The organism is Variovorax sp. 01N425 (assembly GCF_056399465.1).
Map to the genome: position 1 here is coordinate 1 of NZ_JBFTRJ010000015.1, position 19,146 is coordinate 19,146.

The following is a 19,146-nucleotide window of genomic DNA, read 5'->3' on the forward strand; positions in this document are numbered from 1 at the left end:
GAGCGCACGGTGCACTACATCGGGCGGGTGGGGCTGGACCATGTGAAGAAGAAGATCCTGGAGGACACCGAAGGCCGCAAGGCGCTGTGGGAGCGGCTGCAGTTCGCGCTGGATGGGGAGCCCGATCCGTGGTTCGAGTCGAGCCAGGCCTCGGTGGATGTGCGGCAGTTCACGCCGGTGGCGGTGGTGGATGACAAGGCGACCCAGGCGGCCTGAAAGGAGCAACAGCAAATGAGCAACAACAACAGCAACCCCAACAACAGCGGCAACGAGTGGCAGGTGATCTGCCGCGTCGAGGACATCCCGGTGCTGGGGGCGCGCCGCGTGGCACGGCCGGTGGGCGTGGATGTGGCGGTGTTCCGCAATGCCGAGGACCAGGTGTTCGCGCTGCTGGACCGTTGTCCGCACAAGGGTGGGCCGCTCTCCCAGGGGATCGTGTTCGGCACCAGCGTGGCGTGTCCGCTGCACAACTGGGCCATCGGGCTGGAGGACGGGTGTGCCAAGTCGCCGGATGTGGGGTGCACGCCGAAGTTTGCGGTGAAGGTCGCCGAAGGCGTGGTGCATCTGGATTCGAAAGAACTCGCGACGCATGCCGTCGAACTGGAACGCCCCGTTGCAGGGCCCGCGAACCGCACCCGCCTGTCCGAAGACACGGCCGCCTGAACCGCGGAGCCACCATGAGCCTCACTCTGACTTCTTCGACGCCTGCGACGCATGTGCGGGCGCCCATGGCGCTCGGCCGCTGCACCCTCGTCGGCGCCGGCCCCGGCGATCCCGAACTGCTCACGCTGAAGGCGCTCAGGGCCATCCAGTCGGCCACCGTGCTGCTCGTCGACGACCTGGTCAGCGACGACATCGTCGCCATGGCAGCGTCGGGCGCGCGCGTGATCCACGTCGGCAAGCGCGGCGGCTGCAAGAGCACGCCGCAAAGCTTCATCGAGCGGCTGATGATCATGGCGGTGCGCGAAGGCGAGCACGTGGTCCGGCTCAAGGGCGGCGACCCCTTCATCTTCGGCCGCGGCGGCGAAGAGGTCGAGCACCTCGCGCAGGCCGGCATCCATGTGGAGGTGGTGAACGGCATCACCGCCGGCCTGGCCGGGCTGACCTCGCTCGGCGTGCCGCTCACGCACCGTGCGCATGCGCAGGGCGTGGTGTTCATCACCGGCCACGCGAAGCCCGGATCGCCGGGGCCGGACTGGCGCACGCTGGCGGCCACGGCCCATTCGGCGCGCCTCACGCTGGTCATCTACATGGGCGTATCGAGCGCGGGCTCGATCCAGGACGAACTGCTGAGCGGACTGCCGCCGGCCACGCCTGTCGTGGTGGTGCAGAACGCCAGCCTGCCGTTGCAACGGCACGCCGTCGGCACGCTGGCGACGCTGCAGCGCACGATTGCCGACAACAGCCTTGGCAGCCCCTCGATCATCGTGGTCGGCGATGTCCTGCAAGGGCTCGCGGCCGCAGCTTCCTCCGCGCAGCCCGCGCTGGAGAAGGCCGCCTGAGGCGCGGCCCCTCCCCCTTTTTCCGTTCAGCTTCTCACCCTTCAATTCCAAAGAAAAAATCCATGGCCTACCTGCAGCCTTCCGAATTCGTCACCAAGATGGTGGACGCCGGTGAATCCAAGATCTTCATGTCCACGCGCGACACGCTCATCCGCGCCTTCATGGCGGGCGCGATCCTCGCGCTGGCGGCGGTGTTCTCCGTCACCATCAATGTGCAGACCGGCTACTCGATCATCGGCGCGATCCTGTTTCCCGTCGGCTTCTGCATTCTTTACCTGCTCGGCTTCGACCTCCTGACCGGCGTGTTCGTGCTGACGCCGCTCGCGCTGATCGACAAGCGGCCGGGCGTGACCATTGGCGGCGTGCTGCGCAACTGGGGCCTGGTGTTCGTCGGCAATTTCCTCGGCGCCTTCACCGTGGCCGTGCTGATGGCCATCGTCTTCACCTTCGGCTTCACCAGCCCGCCCGACAAGGTCGGCCAGGTGATCGCCACGATCGGCGAAGCGCGCACGCTCGGCTACTCCGCCCATGGCGCCGCGGGCATGCTGACGCTCTTCGTGCGCGGCATGCTGTGCAACTGGATGGTGTCCACCGGCGTGGTGGGTGCGATGATCTCGACCTCGGTGACCGGCAAGGTGCTGGCCATGTGGATGCCGATCATGGTGTTCTTCTTCATGGTGTTCGAGCACTCGGTGGTCAACATGTTCCTGTTCCCCTCGGCGCTGCTCATGGGCGGCAATTTTTCGATCATGGACTACATCATCTGGAACGAGATCCCCACCGTGCTGGGCAACCTCGTCGGCGGCCTGTCGTTCACCGGCCTGACGCTGTACGCCACGCACGTGCGCACGGCGCCCAAGCGCGTTCCGCGCTGACCTGCGCACCGACGCCGCGTGACGATGCGCTCCGGCCTCGCGGTCTCCATCGGCCAGTACTCCGACAAGGGACGCAAGGATTCCAACCAGGACTTCCACGGCGCCGCCCTGCCGGAGGCGCCGGGCCGCAGCGCCAAGGGCGTGGCCGTCGCCATTGCCGACGGCATCAGCAGCAGCGACGTGAGCCACGTGGCCAGCGAGTCGGCGGTCAGGAGCTTCCTGACCGACTACTACTGCACCTCCGACGCCTGGAGCGTGAGCCGCTCGGCGCAGCGCGTGCTCACGGCCGCCAATGCCTGGCTGCACGCGCAGACCCAGAACAGCAGCGGCCGCTTCGACAAGGACCGCGGCTACGTCTGCACCTTCAGCGCGCTGGTGATCAAGTCGACCACGGCGCACGTCTTCCATGTGGGCGACACGCGCGTCTACCGCTGGCATGCCGGGGCGCTCGAGCAGCTGACCGAAGACCACCGCGTCTCGGTGGCCGGCGGGCACGGCTATCTGAGCCGGGCGCTGGGCGTGGGTCCGCATGTGGAGATCGACTACCAGGCCCTCGCCATCGAGAAAGGCGATGTCTTCCTGCTGACCTCCGACGGCGTCCATGAACACGTGGATGCGGCCGCCATCAGCACCGCGCTCGATGCCCACCCCGGCGACCTGGACGCCGCGGCAAGAAGCATCGCCGAGGAAGCGTACCGGCGCGGCAGCCCCGACAACCTGACGGTGCAGATCGTGCGCGTCGACGCCCTGCCCGACGGCGAGGTCAATGAACTGCAGGTGCAGCGCGCGGCACTGCGCCTGCCGCCGATGCTCGAAGCGCGCATGCAGTTCGACGGCTACACCATCGTGCGCGACCTGCACCGCAGCAGCCGCAGCCACATCTACCTGGCGGTCGACAACGACACGGGCGAGCGCGTCGTGCTCAAGACGCCGTCCGTCGACCTTCAGAACGACGAGGCCCATCTCGACCGCTTCCTGCTCGAGGAATGGGTGGCGCGGCGCATCGACAGTGCGCATGTGCTCAAGCCGCATGTGCCGCAACGCAAGCGCAGCTATCTTTATGTGGCCATGGAGTTCGTCGACGGGCAGACGCTCGCGCAGTGGATGGTCGACAACCCGCGGCCGAGCCTGGAGTCGGTGCGCGGCATCGTGGAGCAGTTGGCCAAGGGGCTGCAGGCCTTCCATCGCATGGAGATGCTGCACCAGGACCTGCGGCCCGAGAACATCATGATCGACCGCACGGGCACGGTGCGGATCATCGACTTCGGCTCGGCCTGGGTGGCGGGCCTGGGCGACAGCAAGCTGGCCGACCCGGCCCAGGTGCTGGGCACGGTGCAGTACACGGCGCCCGAATACTTCGTCGGCGACGGCGGCTCAGCGCAGTCCGACCTGTTCTCGCTGGCCGTGGTCGTCTACCAGATGCTGACTGGCCGCCTGCCCTACGGCGCGCAGGTGGCGCGCATCCGCACGCGCGCGGACCAGCGCAACTTGCAGTACCGCCCGGCACTCGAAGCGCAGCGCGCCATCCCCGCATGGATCGATGAAGTGCTGCGCAAGGCGCTGCACCCCAACCCGCTCAAGCGCCATGAAGCGCTGTCGGAATTCGTCGAGGACCTGCGCCAGCCGCATCCTGATTTCCTGGCCCGGCGCGGCACGCCGCTCGTCGACAAGAACCCGGTGGTCTTCTGGAAATGCACCGCCTTGCTGCTGGGCATGGCGGTGGTGGTGCTGCTTGGTGTGATCAGCCTGCGCAGCTGAGGGAGCGAAGGCCGCCCGCTCGGCCGCTCACCACTTGACCCGCACGCCGAGCGACGCGTTGACCGAACTCTTCACCTTGGCGTCCCCGCCCGAGGACCAGAGCTTGCCCACTTCGCCGTACAGGCTGGTGGTGTTGCCCAGCGCCAGCGTGAAGCCGCCCGCCAGCTCGGTGCTGGTGCCGCCGGTCGGCGCCGCGATGTCGGTGCGCGTGGCGCCGTTCACGAAGCGCGCCACATCCGCGCCGCTCGAACTCTTGTAGACGTTGAAGCGGCCGTACGGCTGCAGCGTGCCCAGGCCGGTGGCGAGCTCGCCCTTCACGCGGATGCCCGCGCGTGCGATCCAGCCGCTGTCGGCCTCGGGCTGGACCACCGCGCCGACGATGGCCGAGTTGTTCAGGTCCAGGTGCTGGTGGATCAATTGCAGCTGCGGCTCCACGCTCCAGCCGCTCGCGCCCAGCGCGAAGGCCTGGCCCACTTCGATCGAGCCCAGCAGGCTGTGGCCCTTGCCTTCCACGCCGCCGCCGAGGTTCGGCTGCACCGTGTAGCGGTGCCGGCCCGACTGCACCACGGCGTCGGCATACAGGCCGCTGTCGCCGCTGTAGGTGCCGTAGATGCCCACGTACTGGCTGCGCAGGTCGTTGCGGCCCACGCGCAGGTTCTGCAAGCCGCTGGCAAAGCCGTTGACGCGCGCATCGCCGTCGAGCTGGCCCACGTAGAGGCCAGCGCGCCAGTTGGGTGCGGCCAGCAGGTCGGTGCCGGCCTGGACGCCGGTCAAGCGCCCCTTGCTGGTGGGCGAGACGGTGCCGCCCTGCCGGATGTCGAGGTCGGCGGAGAGCACGCGTGCCCAGGCGCGGCGCTGCGAACCCGCCGGCGCTGCGGCCGTGCCCTTCACATCGTCGTCGCCCACGCGCTTGCGCAGGTCGCCCAGCATCGCGATGCTGCCCTGGCGCAGCTGGCTCGGTAGCGCGGAATACAGCGAGGCCTCGGCGCGGTAGGTGGGCACGACGACAGGTGGCGCGGCTGGAAGGTCCGGGGGAGACGGCGCCACGGGATCGGCCGGCGGGACCACGTTCGTGGTGGAGCGCAGGTACCAGTTCTCCCCTGCCCCACCCGCATCGGCGGCATGCAGGCGGTACTCGTAGGCACCCGCATCCACATGGCCGCCCGCGAGCGAGAAGGCGCTCTTCGTGGTCTGCGCGGTGGTGGTGGCGCCGTTGCGTGCACTGATCACCTCGATGCCGTTGCCGCTGGTGAGTGCGCCCAGTCCGCTCAGGTTGGTGACCTGCACCGTCGTGCTGCCGCTGGCAACGGCAGTGGGTCCGTCGAGCACCAGCCGGTCGCTCGCGCTGCCATCGGCGCCCAGCGCGGTGCCCAGGCGCAGCACGCCGTTGTTGCCGGCGTAGGGGCCGCTGACGGTCAAGGTGGTGCCCGGCGCACTGCCGACGAGCGAGACGGTGCCGCTGTTGGCAAGCGAGGCCACCGTCTGGCTGAAGCCCGCCAGGTCCAGCGTGGCGCCGGCCGCCACGCTGTGCGCGGAGCTCGCGCTGAAGGTGTTGGCCGCGCCGGCACGCAAGGTGCCCTGGGCCACGTTGGTGGCACCGGTGTAGGTGTTGGCGCCCGTCAGCGTGAGCGTGCTGCTGCCCTGCTTGGTGATGAAGCCGCCGCCGCTGATCGCGCCGCTGAGCGTTTCGCTGAAGGTGCCGGTGTCGATGACGGGGTCGTTGCTGCCGGTCAGCTCGATGGCATTGGCGATGGTCAGTCCGTCGGCGCTGAAGCCGAGCGTGGTGCCGTCGTCCATCGCCAGCGTGCCGGTGCCCAGCGCCTGGCTGTGGCCGAGGTCGAGGCGGCCCTGCTTCAGCGCGGTGCCGCCGGTGTAGGTGTTGGCGCCCGACAGCGTCAAGGTGCCGGTGCCGACCTTCACGAGCGAGCCGCCGGTGCCGCCGTTCTCGCCGCCATCGGCGATCACGCCGCTGATCGTCGTGTTCGTGCCCAGCGCCCCCACGCTGACGGCCTCGGCGCCCAGAAGCAGGCGCCCGGCGCCCGACAGCGCACCGATCGAGAGCCCGCCGGTGTGGTACGACGCATCGACACTGCCTCCGGCGCGGTTGTCGATGGTGGCGCTTTCGGCACTGCTGGTGTTCACGAAATAGGTGATGCCGCCGCTGCGATTGATGATCTTCGCGGAGCCCGCGCTGCTGCTGTCGTAGAAGCGCGCCTGCCCGCCGCTGTTGTCGATGTTGGCGTTGCCGGCCGTGGCGTTCTGGATGAAGAAGGTGGTGCCCGAGGGGTTCAGGATCGTCGCCTGCTCCGCCGATGCAGTCTCGCGGAAGTATGTGAAAGCGTAGTCATTGTTGGTGATGCTTGCCGTGCCTGCGCGGCTGTCGCCATAGAAGTCGGTGCCGCTGCCGTTGTTGTTGACGATGCTGGCCGTGCCTGCGGTGCTGGTGCCGTTGAATCGGGTGTAGCCGTTCTGGTTGGTGATGGACAGCGATCCCGCATTCACGCCGGTCTCGAACGTGAGCGACGCGTTGACGATGACGGGTCCGCTGCCCAGGGCTCCGCTGGCTGTCGCGATCAACGACCCGTCGTTGACAAGGGTGCCGCCGCCGTAGTTGTTGGCCGCGCCGAGCACCAGCGTGCCGGCGCCGGTCTTTTGCAGGCTGCCGCTGCCGGAAAGCACGCCGTTGAGTGTCAGCGCCTGCGCAGGATCAATCTCGAAAGCCGCACCGCCCGCGCCCACCGTGACATTGCGCGTGCCGGCGGTCGTGCCGGTGGCGCGCAAGGTGCCGCCGTCGAGCGTGAGCGTGCCGGCCGAGCTGCCGAGGGCGGCGTCGTCGGCAATGGCGAGCGTGCCGCCCAGCACGTGCCAGGGCGTCAGTTCGGTGGTGGTGCCGGTCAGCGTCCAGGTGCTGGCGCCCGTCTTCTCGTAGCGGTCGAAGCCGCGGTAGGTGGCGGCGCCGAGCGAGGTGGTTCCATCGGTCAGCGCGCCGGCCAGGCGCAGCACATTGCCGATGCCGTTCGCAGTCAGCGTCCCGGTGATCACCGAGCCGCCCTGCAGTTCGAGCGAGTTGTCGTTGCCGGTGATGCGCACCGCATCGCCACGCGTAGCGCCATCGCCGGCGAAGCCCCCGGTCAAGATGCCGGTGTTGACGATGGTGTTCGTGTTGCCGCGGATGCGCAGGCCCGCACCGCCGATGCCGTTGGCAGCGCTGCTTCCGCCGGCACCGCCTGCACCTCCCACCAGCGCACCGGTATTGAGCACCGAGTTGCCGCTGGACTCCAGCGCCAGGCCGGCACCGCCTTCGCCGCCGCCGCCCACCAGGCCGCCGATGGTGACGGTGCCACCACTTCCGCCATTTCCGCCCGTGGCAGTGCCGGTGTTGTTGACAATGGCGCCTCCGCCTTGCAACACGATGCCATCGCCGCCGCCACCACCGCCGCCGGCCCATTGGCCGACGCCTCCGTTGCCCCCATTGCCGCCCGTGACCGTCAGGCTCGCATTGTTGACCACTGCATTCGCGGCGACGGCCTGAAGGCCCGCGCCGCCACCGCCGCCGCCGCCGGACAAGCGCCCAATGCCACCGTTGCCGCCGTTGCCACCCAGGAGAGTGGTCCCACCTACCACGGTGATGGATGTGTCGGTGGTGTACACGGCGGCACCGCCGCCACCGCCACCGCCGGCGCCATAGACAGGGTCGGGGTCGGCAACGCCGTTGGTTCCCGACGCCCCAGTGGCGGAGCCCGCGGCACTGGTGGCGCCTACCGCGCCGCCCGTACCGCCAGCCCCCGCCGCACCGTTGCCGCCAGCACCCCCGGCTCCGGCTGTCGGCGCCTGTCCATTGCTGGTGGGGTACTCGCCGACGCTGCCGCCCCCGGCTCCGGCGCCATTTCCCGCGCCGCCGCGGCCACCGGTGCCTCCGGCCACCATGGCTGCGCCGCCGCCGGCGGCCTGCGCGGAGGCCGTTCCCGGCAGGCTCACAAGCGCCAGCAGGCACACGGCCGCCGCGGCGGAAGACGAAGCTCCTCGCCTGCGCCGCCGTGAAAGCTCCGAAACGGCCACCCACGCGCCCAGCGCAGCGTTCCAGACGCTGCAATGAATGTTGTTCATGCCCTCGCTCCTCGTATTGATTGGTATTGGCTATGCGGAACCTGTGGCGAAGGCGGCCTCATTCCGCGTTCCCGGCAGGCATCGCGATGGAGCAGCGGGAAATATTGAAACAATAGTTGACATATAAAGACACTTCGTCACAACCTCTGGCTTTATGCCAGAGTGCGTGTCTTCTTTCAACTGTTTGTGAGAGGCGAGAGGCTTGCCCGCGCGCCGTCCTGCCCAGTCCAGGCGGCCGCTATTCAGGCCGGCTCAGGAATTCGAAGCGCTGGTGCGGCGCCACGGTTTCGGGCAGCACGTACACCACGCCGCGGCGGCTGCCGAGCGCGGGCTTGATGTAGGCGTCGTAGAACGCGGCCGGCACATTGATGCAGCCATACGAAATGCGGTTGTCGGCCACGCTGGGCGACGCCAGCCGCTCCAGGCGGCGCTCCGACTTGACGGTGGCGCGCACCCGGTGCATCGAGACGGCGGCGTCGTAGTCGATCCAGACGATGTCTTCGCCTTGGGCGTTGCGACCCGGCTCCGTCCTGAAGCGCCCCGCCGGCGTCGTGCGCTCCTCAGGCCGAATCCTGGACATCTCGCGCTCGCCGATGCCCGGCACGGAGTCGTCCCCGTGCGCCAGGCCCAGCAGCACGGGCGACGAACCCTGGAGCCGGCCAGCCGCGTCGAAGACGAAGACGCGGGCGTTCCTCTTGTCGACCACCGCGAACGGGGCCGCCCGGTTGTCCGCCGTGGCCACCACGGCCCGCGCGAGCCACTGCGCATCTTCCACCGCGGGCGGCGACGGGGCCGACGCCGACAGCGACAGAAGCGAAAGCGAGACGAACACGGCAAGCGCGCGGCTCGCCGTGCCCGGCGCAGCTGTCACGGCACCGCGCTCAGTTGCGGTCGGCGCGTGCACGCCGCATGGCAGGCGTGTCGCCCGACGCGGCCATGGTGCTGCTGGAACTGCTGCTGGTGTCAGGCGAGCTTTGGGCCGTGGGCGCGGAGGAGCTTCCCGAGGTGCTGCCGCTCTGCGTGTTCTGCGGCGTCACGCCCGTGGTGCCCATGGCGCCGCCCGACGGATTCTGCTGGCCGGCCGCCGTGGCCGGATTGGCGGGCGCCGTGGTGGGCGGGTTGCCTTGCGCGAAGGCCGCGCCTGCGGCACCCAGGGCGAGCGCTGCAAGGAGTCTGGAAGTGCTGTTCATGGTCATGTCTCCTGAAGAGAAGCCGGCAATCCCCGGCAGAAAAGGCCGTGTCGAACCGGATGCCCGACCTCAGGAAAGCTAGGAGCCTCGCGGCTGCGCGGGGTCGGTTCGCTGCGCGGCGCGGTGTAGGAGCGCTACCTCTTGGCGTCCGGGTCGGGGCCTTCCTGCGCCTTGTCTTGCGGCTTGTCCTGCGGCGCCTTGGGCAACTTGACCTTGGTCACCGTGACCGACACCGGGTCGCTCGCGGGAAAGGATTCCTCGACCCCGCTGTCCAGGGCCTCCTCGCTCGGCGCCTGTTCGGTCGGCTTGGCGGGCTCGACCGGCGGCTTGCCGTGGTTCTTGGAGGTGGGAAAGGGAAAGGCTTTTTCCGAAGAAGTCATCTTGGGCTCCTCAGGCCATCCAAGCATCAGGGCTTGGACGGCTCCTGGTTGGTTTCGGCGCGGAGATCCTCCCGCAGCCCGAAGGGCGCGGAATCGTCATGGCGCGAGGCCTCCGCGTTCTTGCGCTTGCGCGCCATGCGCTCGGCCGGCGCCGGTGCCGAGTCCTGTTCGCCTGCCGCCGATGAACTGCTCGCGAACTTGTCGCCTGCGCCGATGTTGTCGACGCCCCCGTCGGTGGTGGGCCGCGATCCGTCGCCTGAACCGAGGCTTCCGGGTGCTCTGGTCATGTCGATCGACTCCTCTCTGTTCGCTTTGGGAACACAAGTTGGAACGAACCCATTCTGGGAGGTAGCCCGGTCCCGCACGTAGGACGAGGCCAGCGTCCCTGAGTCGGAAGCTTCCTCGCCCCAGGGCCGCCGTTCGGTTGTTGAATGTTGCTGAAGCGTTTCTCCAAAGGCGCAACACCTTGCCGGCGGCGCTCGAATGGATCAGCATCGAATGCCCCCTATTCACATTTGTATGTGATAAATTCACATAAATAACATTGTGAAACATTGATGGCCAGCTGAATGAAAAAGCACTCGTTCCCGCGCAAGCGCAATGGCTTCACATTGATCGAGCTGATGATCACGGTGGCGATCATTGCGATCCTGGCGTCCATCGCGTATCCCAGCTACCAGCAGTACATCATCCGGTCCAAGCGCTCGGCGGCCCAGGCGCAGATGATGGACATCGCCAACCGCCAGCAGCAGTTCCTGCTGGCCAACCGCAGCTACGCCACCAAGGACGCCCTCACGGCCAGCGGCTACACGCTGCCCGCGGAGGTTGCGGCCAACTACGGCTACACCATCACGCTGCAGGACGCCGGCACACAGGTGCCCAGTTTTCTCCTGACCTTCAGCCCCACGGGAAGCCAGCAGAGAGATGGCGACCTCACCCTCGACAACCAGGGCGTCAAGACGCCGGCGGGCAAATGGTGAGGCGCCATTTGTCTGCCGCACCGAACGGCCGAGGGCAGCGCGGCGCCACGCTGCTCGAGGTGCTGGTCACGCTGCTGATCGTCTCGTTCGGGCTTTTTGGGCTCGTGGGCCTGCAAGCACGCCTCCAGTCGTCGGAGATGGAGTCCTACCAGCGCTCGCAGGCGCTGATCCTGCTCAACGACATGGCCAGCCGCATCGAGATCAACCGCCGCATGGCCTCCAGCTACGTCACGACTGCGCCGCTGGGCGCCGGAGCCACTTGCCCGACCGCCACCGCCACGCGCTTGCAGGTCGACGTCAAGGAGTGGTGCAACGCGCTGCAGGGCGCAGCCGAAACCTCCAGCGGCACCAAGCTTGGCGCGATGATCGGCGGCCGCGGCTGCGTGCAGGACCTGGGCAACAACGAATACCTGATCACGGTCGCCTGGCAAGGCCTGGTGCCCATCGCCGCGCCGCCGGAGGGCGTGCCCTGCGGCAAGGACCTGTACGACGCAGCTGCCCCGGCCTCGGCCAGCGAACCGGCGCCGGCCTGTTCCAGCGACAGGTGCCGAAGGACCGTGACGACGCTGGTGCGCATCGGGAATCTCTCATGAGCCAGGCCAGCTTCGCGATCGCGGTTCAGCGCCCTGCCCGGCGGACACGCGCCTCGCTGCGCCAGCACGGCCTCACGCTGATCGAGCTGATGGTGGCGATCACCATCATGCTGATCGTCGTGGCCGCGCTGCTGGCGCTGTTCCTCAACGTGAACAACACCCAGCGCGAGATGGTCAGGGTCAATCGCCAGATCGAGAGCGGCCGCCTCAGCATCTTCGTGCTTGAGAACGAGGTCTCGCACGCGGGCTTCTGGGAAAACTACATGCCCGAGTTCGACGACCTCACCGTCAGTGGCGTGCCCCAGAAAGTACCCACCGGCACGGCGCCCGATCCCTGCCTGGCCTACTCGGCGGCCAATTGGACCGACGACTACAAGCGCAGCCTGCTCGACATGCCCGTGCAGGCCTACGCCGCGGTGCCCGCCAGCTGCACCGATCTGCTGCCGAATCAGAAAGCCGGCACCGACGTGCTGGTGGTGCGCCATGCCGAGACCTGCGTGCCGGGCGCGCCCAACTGCGAAGCCGACACGCTGGGCAAGCTCTACTTCCAGTCGTCGTTCTGCGGTACGCAGAAGCCCTCGGACTTCGATCTCAGCACGGCGGGCTTTGCCACCATGCTGGCCAAGAACTGCACGGCGCCGGCGCCCAAGCGCAAGTTCATCTCCGACATCTACTACGTGCGCACCTACGCCGAGACCGTGGGCGACGGCATTCCGACCTTGGCGCGCTCGCGCTTCGACCTCTCGGCCACCGGCCTGGCGCAGCAGCCGCCGGTTCCCCTCATCGAGGGCATCGAGGGCTTCCGCGTGGAACTGGGCCTGGACACGCTCAGCAAGACCGGCGCGCTCGTGAACTACGCCCAGGCCATCAACTGGGCCGACGTGGCCAACAGGTCCACGCCCACCAATCGCGGCGACGGAAGCCCCGATGGCGATTTCGTGCACTGCAGCACCGCGCTGCCCTGCACGGCCGACCAGCTGATGAACGTGGCGGCCGTCAAGCTCTATGTGGTCGCCCGCAGCCTGGAGATTTCTCCCGGCCACACGGATACGCGCACCTACAACATGGGAAGCGGATCGCTCGGCCCCTTCAACGACCACTACAAGCGGCATGCGTTCACCACCGCGATCCGCATGACCAACGTGACCGGACGCAGGGAAACGCCGTGAAGCCATCGACAACGCACTCCACCATGCGCCGGCAACAAGACGGCGCGGCGTTGATCGTCGGGCTGATCATGCTGGTGCTCATCACGCTGGCCGTGACGGCGGGGTTCACGCTCAGCAACACCAACCTCAAGTCGGTCGGCAACATGCAGAGCCGGAACGAAGCCGTGGCCGCTTCCAACCGCGCCATCGAGGAAGTGGCGGCCTCGCTGCTGCTGCCGGGCGTGGACGGCTCGCCTTCGCTTGCGGCGCCGCAGCGCACCGTGAGCATGGTGGACATCAACAACGACGGCACGATCGATTACGAAGTCCAGATTGCACCGCCGACCTGCGTGCGGGCGACCAAGTCGACGGATACCGGCGGCGGCGGCGCGGTGGGACCCGGCGGCATCGGCGGCGGGGCATCCACCGCCGGCTCGGGCCTCAATGCGCTGCCCGACCAATACAACTCGGTGTGGGACATCAGCACCAGCGTGACCGATGCCGTGAGCGGCACGGTCACCTCGGTTCGCCAGGGCGTGCGCGCGCTCCTGAGCAAAGAGCAGTTCCTGGCGCTGTGTTCATAGCCATTCCCCTCCTCCCGATGATCACGACGACGAACGGATCGCAATCATGAAAAAGAACTTCTTCCGGTCGCTCTGCGCCGCTGCGATGCTGATGCTCGGCCTGGGCTCGGCCCAGGCGGAAGACATCGATCTTTTCGTCGGCTACAACCAGACCACCACGGAGGCGCCGAATGTGCTGTTCGTGGTGGACAACACGGCCAACTGGACCCCGCTCTTCACCGCTGAAATGAACGCGCTGGCGAGCGCCTTCGAAAGCCTGCCCGTGGGCAAGTTCAAGGTGGGCGTGATGATGTTCACCGAAACGGGCGGAGGCAATTCGAACGTCGATGGTGCTTACCTGCGCGCTGGCGTGCGCTTGCTCGATGCTGCCAACAAGACGAACTACGGCGCGCTGATCCGTAGCCTCGATGTGCGGGACGACAAGTCCAACGGCGGCAAGGCCGGCAAGATGATGGCGGAGGTCTACCGCTACCTGAGCAACGGCGCACCCATGGCTGGCAACAACAAGGCCAAGGCGGACTACGCGGGCAATACCTTTGGAACCGCCGCATCCAAGGCAATCTATGCGCTGCCGGGAAACCCCTTGACGGCCGTTGATAGCAACACCTATATCGGTCCGAACACGGCCAACTGCATCGGCACCTACGTCATCTACATCAGCAATGGTGCCGCACAGGACAACAACAGCGACACCACGACTTCCACCGATGCCCTGCGCGCCGCGGGCGGCACGACCACCGCCATTACGCTGAACCCGAGCGGCTCGCAGGACAACGTGGCCGACGAATGGGCCAGGTTCCTGCAAAGCAGGATGGGCGTGAAGGTCTACACCGTCGAAGCCGCGACGGCCAGCGGCGGCCAGGGGCCGGGCTGGACTGCATTGCTCAAGAGCATGTCCAAGCAGAGCAATGGCGAGTACTACGACATTTCCACCAATCCCAACCTGGGCAAGGCGCTGAGCGATGCGCTCGACGACATCTTCAGCAAGATCCAGTCGGTCAACAGCGTGTTCTCGTCGGTGAGCCTGCCCGTGAGCGTGAACACGCAGGGCACCTACCTGAACCAGGTGTTCGTGGGCATGTTCCGCCCCGACGATTCCGCCTATCCCCGCTGGAACGGCAATCTCAAGCAATACAAGCTGGGCGTGGATGGCAGCAACCAGCTGATCCTGCAGGACGCCTCGGGCGCCAACGCCATCAACAACCAGACCGGCTTCATTGCACCTTGCGCGCGGAGTTTCTGGACGCCGACCAGTCGCAACACCTATTGGAGCTTCAACCCCTCCGGCGATTGCATCAGCAGCGACACAACCATCGACCTTCGCGCTTCGGACAGCCCGGACGGCAACGTGGTCGAGAAAGGCGCACAAGCCTACATGCTGCGCCAAGTGGCCACCGCCGACCGCAACGTCATGACCTGCGCGCCGGGCGCCTGCTCGGCCTTGACCACCTTCGCCGATGGCAATGCGGGCATCACGTCGACGGCCCTCGGGGCGCAAACCACCACCGAACGGACCGCGTTGATCAACTGGCTCCGGGGCCTGGACAACAAGGGCGACGAGCGCAAGGACACCACCGGAAATCCCCTGACCTCCACCACCGCCATGCGCCCCTCGGTGCACGGCGACGTGGTGCATTCGCGGCCGGTGGCCATCAACTACGGCAGCGACGACCTGGCGAACGCGCAGGTGGTGGTGTTCTATGGCGCCAACGACGGCGTGCTGCGCGCCGTCAACGGCAATCAGGCCACCTCCATCGGGTCGGCAGCGCCCGGCAGCGAGCTGTGGTCCTTCGTGCCGCCGGAGTTCTACGGCAGCATCAAGCGGCTGTACGACAACACCACGCGGATCAACTTTCCGGGCATTCCGGTCAGCGTGGGCGCCACCGCGCCCAAGCCCTATGGCATGGACGGCCCGATGGCGGCCTACCGCCAGGGCACATCGGCATGGCTCTATGCGAGCATGCGCCGCGGCGGCCGGCTGATCTATGCGTTCGACGTGTCCAACCCCGCGTCGCCCGTTCTCAAATGGCGCCGCGGCTGCCCGAACCAGGACAACGATACGGGCTGCGACAGCGGCGCCAACGACATGAGCGGCATCGGCCAGACTTGGTCGGCACCGAAGATCGTGAAGGCCAGCGGCTATGGCGCCGGCAACACGCCCATGGTGATGTTCGGCGGCGGCTACGACAAGTGCGAGGACGTCGACACCACCACGCCCGCCAGCGCCTGCGGCTCGGCCACCAAGGGCAACAAGATCTATGTGCTGGACGCCAGCACTGGCGATGTCCTCAAGACCTTCGACACCGTCCGCGCGGTCAGCGGCGAGGTCACCATCGTGAACGACAGCACCGGCCTCGCCAAGTTCGCCTACGCGGCCGACCTGGGCGGCAACGTGTACCGCATCACCATCGGAAGCGGCGCGCCCGCCAGCTGGAGCATGGTCAAGATCGCCTCGCTCGGCTGCAGCGACACCGTGACCGCCTGCACGCCCAACCGCAAGTTCATGTTCGGTCCCGACGTGGTCGAGGACAACGGCATGTACGTGCTGCTGCTGGGCTCGGGCGACCGCGAGAAGCCGCTGCGCTCCTACGCCGCCGCGCTCAGCGTCTCCAACCGCTTCTACATGCTGGTCGACAAGCCCTCCGACACCGCCTGGCTCACCGCGGAGGCCAGCCACTGCGACGGCAACTCGCTGCTGTGCCACAACTCGCTCTTTGCCATCACGGGCACCACGGCGCCGTCCGCGACCGAGCTCGCGGCCAAGAAGGGCTGGTACCTCGCGCTTGCGGCCGGCGAGCAGGTGGTGACCTCGTCGGTCACGGCCTATGGCAACACGACCTTCAACACCCACACGCCCACCGACCCGGCCGTGAGCCAGTCGTGCCGCTCCAACCTGGGCACCGCCAACGTCTACAACCTGTCGTACCTGGACGCCACGGGGCAGAACGGCGCGCGCTTCCAGAACGTGATTGGCGGCGGCCTCGCGCCATCGCCCGTGGTCGGCCGGGTCATGGTGGGCGACACCTTGCGCGACGTGGTGATCGGCGCCAACCCCGACTCGTTCCTGAGCCCGAAGGGCGCCACGGTCAAGGCCGCCTTCAAGCAGCCCAAGGGCCGCGTCTACTGGTTCATCCAGAAGTAAAAGGAAAAAAGGGATGGCCATGGCCGGCACGCGCGCTCGCGGTTTCACGCTCATCGAGCTGATGATCACCCTCGTGGTGCTGATCGTGCTGGTGTCGGTGGCGGTTCCCTCCTTCGACTACATAAGGCTTTCGACCCGGCTGAATTCCTACGCGACCGATCTCGTCGCCGGCAGCCAGCTCGCGCGCAGCGAGGCCATCAAGCGCAACGCGCCCGTCACGCTGTGCGCCTCGTCCAACGGCACCAGTTGCGCCACCGACGGTCAATGGGAGGCCGGCTGGATCATCATCAGCAGCGGTGCGACACCCACGGTGATCCAGAAGCAGCCCGCAGCCGCCAGCGGCTACCGCATCCGCGACAGCGGCGGCCTCAGCGCGCTCGCCTTCGAAGGGACCGGCGTCGGCGCCACCGCGGCCAACTTCACGATCTGCCGGGCTACCCCGCAGGGTACCCCGAAGCGGCTGGTCAAGATCAGCGCCACCGGCCGTTCCTCTGTCACGCGGACCGATGCAGGAAGCTGCGCCGCATGAATGAGGTCTTTTTTGTGCGATCCTCGGCGACGCGGACAATAGTGCACTGATCGACGGCCCGGGGCCCCCTTCAGTCCCGGCCGCCGCACCGCAATCGCATCAGAAGAAACGCCTCATTTCATGGAACACCAGCTCGACTGGGCACTGGCCGCCTGCGCCCGCATCCTGCGGCCGGTGGTCAGGCTCGCCCTGGCGATGGGGGTCAAGCACCCGCACCTGGAAGTCCTGCTGCGCGACCTGCTGCTCGAGGAGGCCAAGCGCTCCTGGCGCCAGCAGGGGGTGGCAAAGCCCAATATCAGCCAGCTGTCCGTCACCACAGGGCTCAACCGCAAAGCCGTGACGGCCAAGGTGCGCGACACCGTGGACGCCCTGCCCCACACCGAAATCTCGGCCGCGGCCAAGACTTTCACGCTGTGGCTGCAGATGGTGTCGCAGAACCAGTCCTTCCAGCGCTTGCCGATCACCTCCGAGGGCGACGATGCGCCCTCCTTCGAGACCGTGGCCAGGCTCGGCAGCCGCGGCAACGTGCACCATCGAACCATCCTGGACGAGCTGGTGCGCCTGAACATGGTGGCCGAGCAGGACGGCTATGCCGAGCTCAAGGCCAACGGCTTCGTGCCGGTGGACGACCTGCAGTCGATGCTGGCGTTCCTTGGCGACAACGGCCGCGACCACCTGCTGGCGGCGGTGTCCAACACGCTCGGCGAAGAGCCCCGCATGCTCGAGCGCTCGGTGTATGCGCGCGGCCTTTCCCTTCAGGATTGTGAAAATATCCACCAGATGGTGCGCGAGCGCTGGGCGGCCCTGCACCTGGAACTGGCGGGCGAGATGAACCGCGCGGTCGACCGGGCGCCAGAGGGCGCCAAGGGGCGCATGCGCGTCGGGATCTACACCTACTATGAAGACGAGGCGGCGCCCGGCGCGCCTCCCGTCCCCGCCCCGCGGGACAAAGGAACACGATGATGATGAAGAACCACCACTTCCGATGGATGCGCGGCATCCTCTTTGCCGGAGCCATGGCCTTGCTGCTCTCGTGCGGCGGTGGTGGTGGCGGCGGCGGCGGGGGTTCGGCAGGCAGCCTGGCCGGCATTGGCGGGAGCGGCGCGACAGGCTCTGGAAGCGATGGCGCGGGCACGGGAGGCGGCGGGACCGATGGCACCAGCGGTACAGGTGGTACAGGTGGCACAGGTACCGCGGGCGGCTCCGACGGCACGAGCACCGCCGGCAGCGGCAGCGGCGACGGTTCGGGCGTGGGCTCGGGCGGCACCGGCGTGAGCACCGCCGACGCCACCGGCATCGGCTCCGTCGGCGGGCTGGGCAGCATCATCCTGAATGGCGTGCGCTACAACACGGATACCGCCAGCACCAACCTCGAAGACACCACCGAACTGCAGATCGGCATGAGCGTGCGCATTGCCGGCAAGATCGACAGCGACTTCACCGCGGCCACGGCGCAGCAGGTCGATTCGGCTGCCGAGCTGCGCGGTGCCGTCTCGGCCATCGATGCCGTCGGCGGCAGCTTCGCCGTGATGGGCACCACGGTCACCATCGACAACGCCACGGTCTGGAGCGGCGCGAACAGCCTGGCTGGGCTCACGATCGGCGGCGTGGTGCAGGTCTGGGGCCTGCCCTCGGCGCCGGGCAGCTTGCGTGCCACGCGGGTTGAACTCAAGCCGGCTTCGGCTGAGCCGCTGGTGACCGGCGCGGTGCAAAACCTGGACCGGCTTGCCCAGCAATTCACGCTGGGCCAGCTCACGGTGCGCTACGGCAGCGCCACATTCTCGGGCGGCATCGACGCCTCCACGCTGGCCGAGGGCGCCATCGTCCGCGTGCGCGGCAGCGCTGCGCCGGTGCTGGGCACTTTCACTGCAAGCAAGGTGCAGGGCTGGTACGCGGTGCCCACGCAGAACGCGGCCGCGGTGCAGCTGGCGGGTGTCATCACGAACTACGCCGGGCTCAATGCCTTCAAGGTGCTGGGCACGGCCGTCGATGCATCGAATGCGCTCGTCACGGGTGGCCCGGCAAGCTCGGTCGGCAACGGCGTCAAGGTGGAACTCGACGGCTTCATGACCAATGGCGTGCTGGTGGTGAAGAAGCTGCGCATCCGCTATGTCCCCGGCACGGGCGGGCCGGTCGTGTTCACTGTCATCGGCCCTGTTACCAACTATCAATCCGCTTCCGACTTCAAGGTGAAGGGACAGCGCGTGAATGCCAGCGGCTCCGCAACGGTATTCGAAAACGGCACGATCGCCGATCTCGCCAATCTCCCCCCCAATCGCCAAGTCTCTGTGGTGGGCGACACGGTGGTCGACGGCGTGCTCATCGCGAACCGCGTCACATTCCTGACGCCCTGAACAG

General features: G+C 67.6%; 18 protein-coding genes. 13 read left to right on the plus strand and 5 right to left on the minus strand.

Annotated features, from left to right (window positions below; all coding sequences use genetic code 11):
• The 5 genes from AC1DSC_RS24420 to AC1DSC_RS24440 form a co-directional block, all read left to right on the plus strand.
• Window positions 1-216 (plus strand): hypothetical protein (locus tag AC1DSC_RS24420; RefSeq protein ID WP_478131935.1); only part of this gene is annotated, 216 nt, incomplete at its 5' end.
• Window positions 217-231: 15 nt separating this feature from the next.
• Window positions 232-663 (plus strand): nitrite reductase small subunit NirD, encoded by a 432-nt coding sequence (gene nirD, locus AC1DSC_RS24425; protein WP_369663008.1) that lies wholly within the window; start codon window positions 232-234, stop codon window positions 661-663.
• A gap of 14 nt (window positions 664-677) precedes the next feature.
• Window positions 678-1,502, plus strand: coding sequence for a uroporphyrinogen-III C-methyltransferase (gene cobA, locus AC1DSC_RS24430; protein WP_436287703.1), 825 nt, complete (start codon window positions 678-680; stop codon window positions 1,500-1,502).
• A gap of 62 nt (window positions 1,503-1,564) precedes the next feature.
• On the plus strand, window positions 1,565-2,377 hold the full coding sequence (locus AC1DSC_RS24435; protein ID WP_012747948.1) for a formate/nitrite transporter family protein: 813 nt from the start codon (window positions 1,565-1,567) through the stop codon (window positions 2,375-2,377).
• Window positions 2,378-2,401: 24 nt separating this feature from the next.
• Entirely contained in the window at window positions 2,402-4,135 is a 1,734-nt protein-coding gene (locus AC1DSC_RS24440) for a bifunctional protein-serine/threonine kinase/phosphatase (protein ID WP_369664491.1), read from the plus strand.
• A 27-nt stretch (window positions 4,136-4,162) separates the two neighbouring features.
• On the opposite strand, the gene AC1DSC_RS24445 is transcribed toward AC1DSC_RS24440, so the two are convergent.
• From AC1DSC_RS24445 to AC1DSC_RS24465, 5 genes are all read right to left on the minus strand, one after another.
• Window positions 4,163-8,242, minus strand: a complete 4,080-nt coding sequence (locus AC1DSC_RS24445) for an autotransporter outer membrane beta-barrel domain-containing protein (protein WP_412511023.1) — start codon at window positions 8,240-8,242, stop codon at window positions 4,163-4,165.
• A 238-nt stretch (window positions 8,243-8,480) separates the two neighbouring features.
• Complete coding sequence (locus tag AC1DSC_RS24450) at window positions 8,481-9,113, minus strand: L,D-transpeptidase (protein ID WP_369663006.1); 633 nt, start codon at window positions 9,111-9,113, stop codon at window positions 8,481-8,483.
• A gap of 10 nt (window positions 9,114-9,123) precedes the next feature.
• On the minus strand, window positions 9,124-9,432 hold the full coding sequence (locus tag AC1DSC_RS24455; RefSeq protein ID WP_369663005.1) for a proteophosphoglycan ppg4: 309 nt from the start codon (window positions 9,430-9,432) through the stop codon (window positions 9,124-9,126).
• Window positions 9,433-9,566: 134 nt separating this feature from the next.
• Window positions 9,567-9,812 carry a hypothetical protein gene (locus tag AC1DSC_RS24460; protein ID WP_369663004.1) on the minus strand — a complete coding sequence of 82 codons (246 nt, stop codon included), beginning with the start codon at window positions 9,810-9,812 and terminating at the stop codon, window positions 9,567-9,569.
• A 26-nt stretch (window positions 9,813-9,838) separates the two neighbouring features.
• Entirely contained in the window at window positions 9,839-10,099 is a 261-nt protein-coding gene (locus AC1DSC_RS24465) for a hypothetical protein (RefSeq protein ID WP_369663003.1), read from the minus strand.
• Between the two features lie 282 nt (window positions 10,100-10,381).
• Between AC1DSC_RS24465 and AC1DSC_RS24470 the strand changes: the two genes are divergently transcribed.
• From AC1DSC_RS24470 to AC1DSC_RS24505, 8 genes are all read left to right on the plus strand, one after another.
• A complete protein-coding gene (locus AC1DSC_RS24470; RefSeq protein WP_369663002.1) occupies window positions 10,382-10,792 on the plus strand; it encodes a type IV pilin protein in 411 nt (136 codons plus the stop codon).
• A complete protein-coding gene (locus AC1DSC_RS24475) occupies window positions 10,786-11,385 on the plus strand; it encodes a prepilin-type N-terminal cleavage/methylation domain-containing protein (RefSeq protein WP_062366863.1) in 600 nt (199 codons plus the stop codon). Before AC1DSC_RS24470 ends, AC1DSC_RS24475 begins: the two co-directional genes overlap by 7 nt.
• A complete protein-coding gene (locus AC1DSC_RS24480) occupies window positions 11,382-12,554 on the plus strand; it encodes a PilW family protein (protein WP_012747939.1) in 1,173 nt (390 codons plus the stop codon). Before AC1DSC_RS24475 ends, AC1DSC_RS24480 begins: the two co-directional genes overlap by 4 nt.
• Window positions 12,551-13,117 carry a pilus assembly PilX family protein gene (locus AC1DSC_RS24485; RefSeq protein ID WP_369663001.1) on the plus strand — a complete coding sequence of 189 codons (567 nt, stop codon included), beginning with the start codon at window positions 12,551-12,553 and terminating at the stop codon, window positions 13,115-13,117. The genes AC1DSC_RS24480 and AC1DSC_RS24485 overlap by 4 nt, the downstream gene beginning before the upstream one ends.
• A gap of 46 nt (window positions 13,118-13,163) precedes the next feature.
• A complete protein-coding gene (locus tag AC1DSC_RS24490; RefSeq protein WP_369663000.1) occupies window positions 13,164-16,259 on the plus strand; it encodes a pilus assembly protein in 3,096 nt (1,031 codons plus the stop codon).
• Between the two features lie 13 nt (window positions 16,260-16,272).
• The gene (locus tag AC1DSC_RS24495) at window positions 16,273-16,788 is read left to right on the plus strand and encodes a GspH/FimT family pseudopilin (protein WP_369662999.1); all 516 of its coding nucleotides are present in this window, start codon (window positions 16,273-16,275) and stop codon (window positions 16,786-16,788) included.
• Between the two features lie 120 nt (window positions 16,789-16,908).
• Window positions 16,909-17,751: a DUF6502 family protein gene (locus tag AC1DSC_RS24500; protein WP_062366867.1), complete on the plus strand. Its 843-nt coding sequence runs from the start codon at window positions 16,909-16,911 to the stop codon at window positions 17,749-17,751.
• Window positions 17,751-19,142 carry a DUF5666 domain-containing protein gene (locus AC1DSC_RS24505; RefSeq protein WP_436301613.1) on the plus strand — a complete coding sequence of 464 codons (1,392 nt, stop codon included), beginning with the start codon at window positions 17,751-17,753 and terminating at the stop codon, window positions 19,140-19,142. Before AC1DSC_RS24500 ends, AC1DSC_RS24505 begins: the two co-directional genes overlap by 1 nt.
• Window positions 19,143-19,146: the final 4 nt, after the last annotated feature.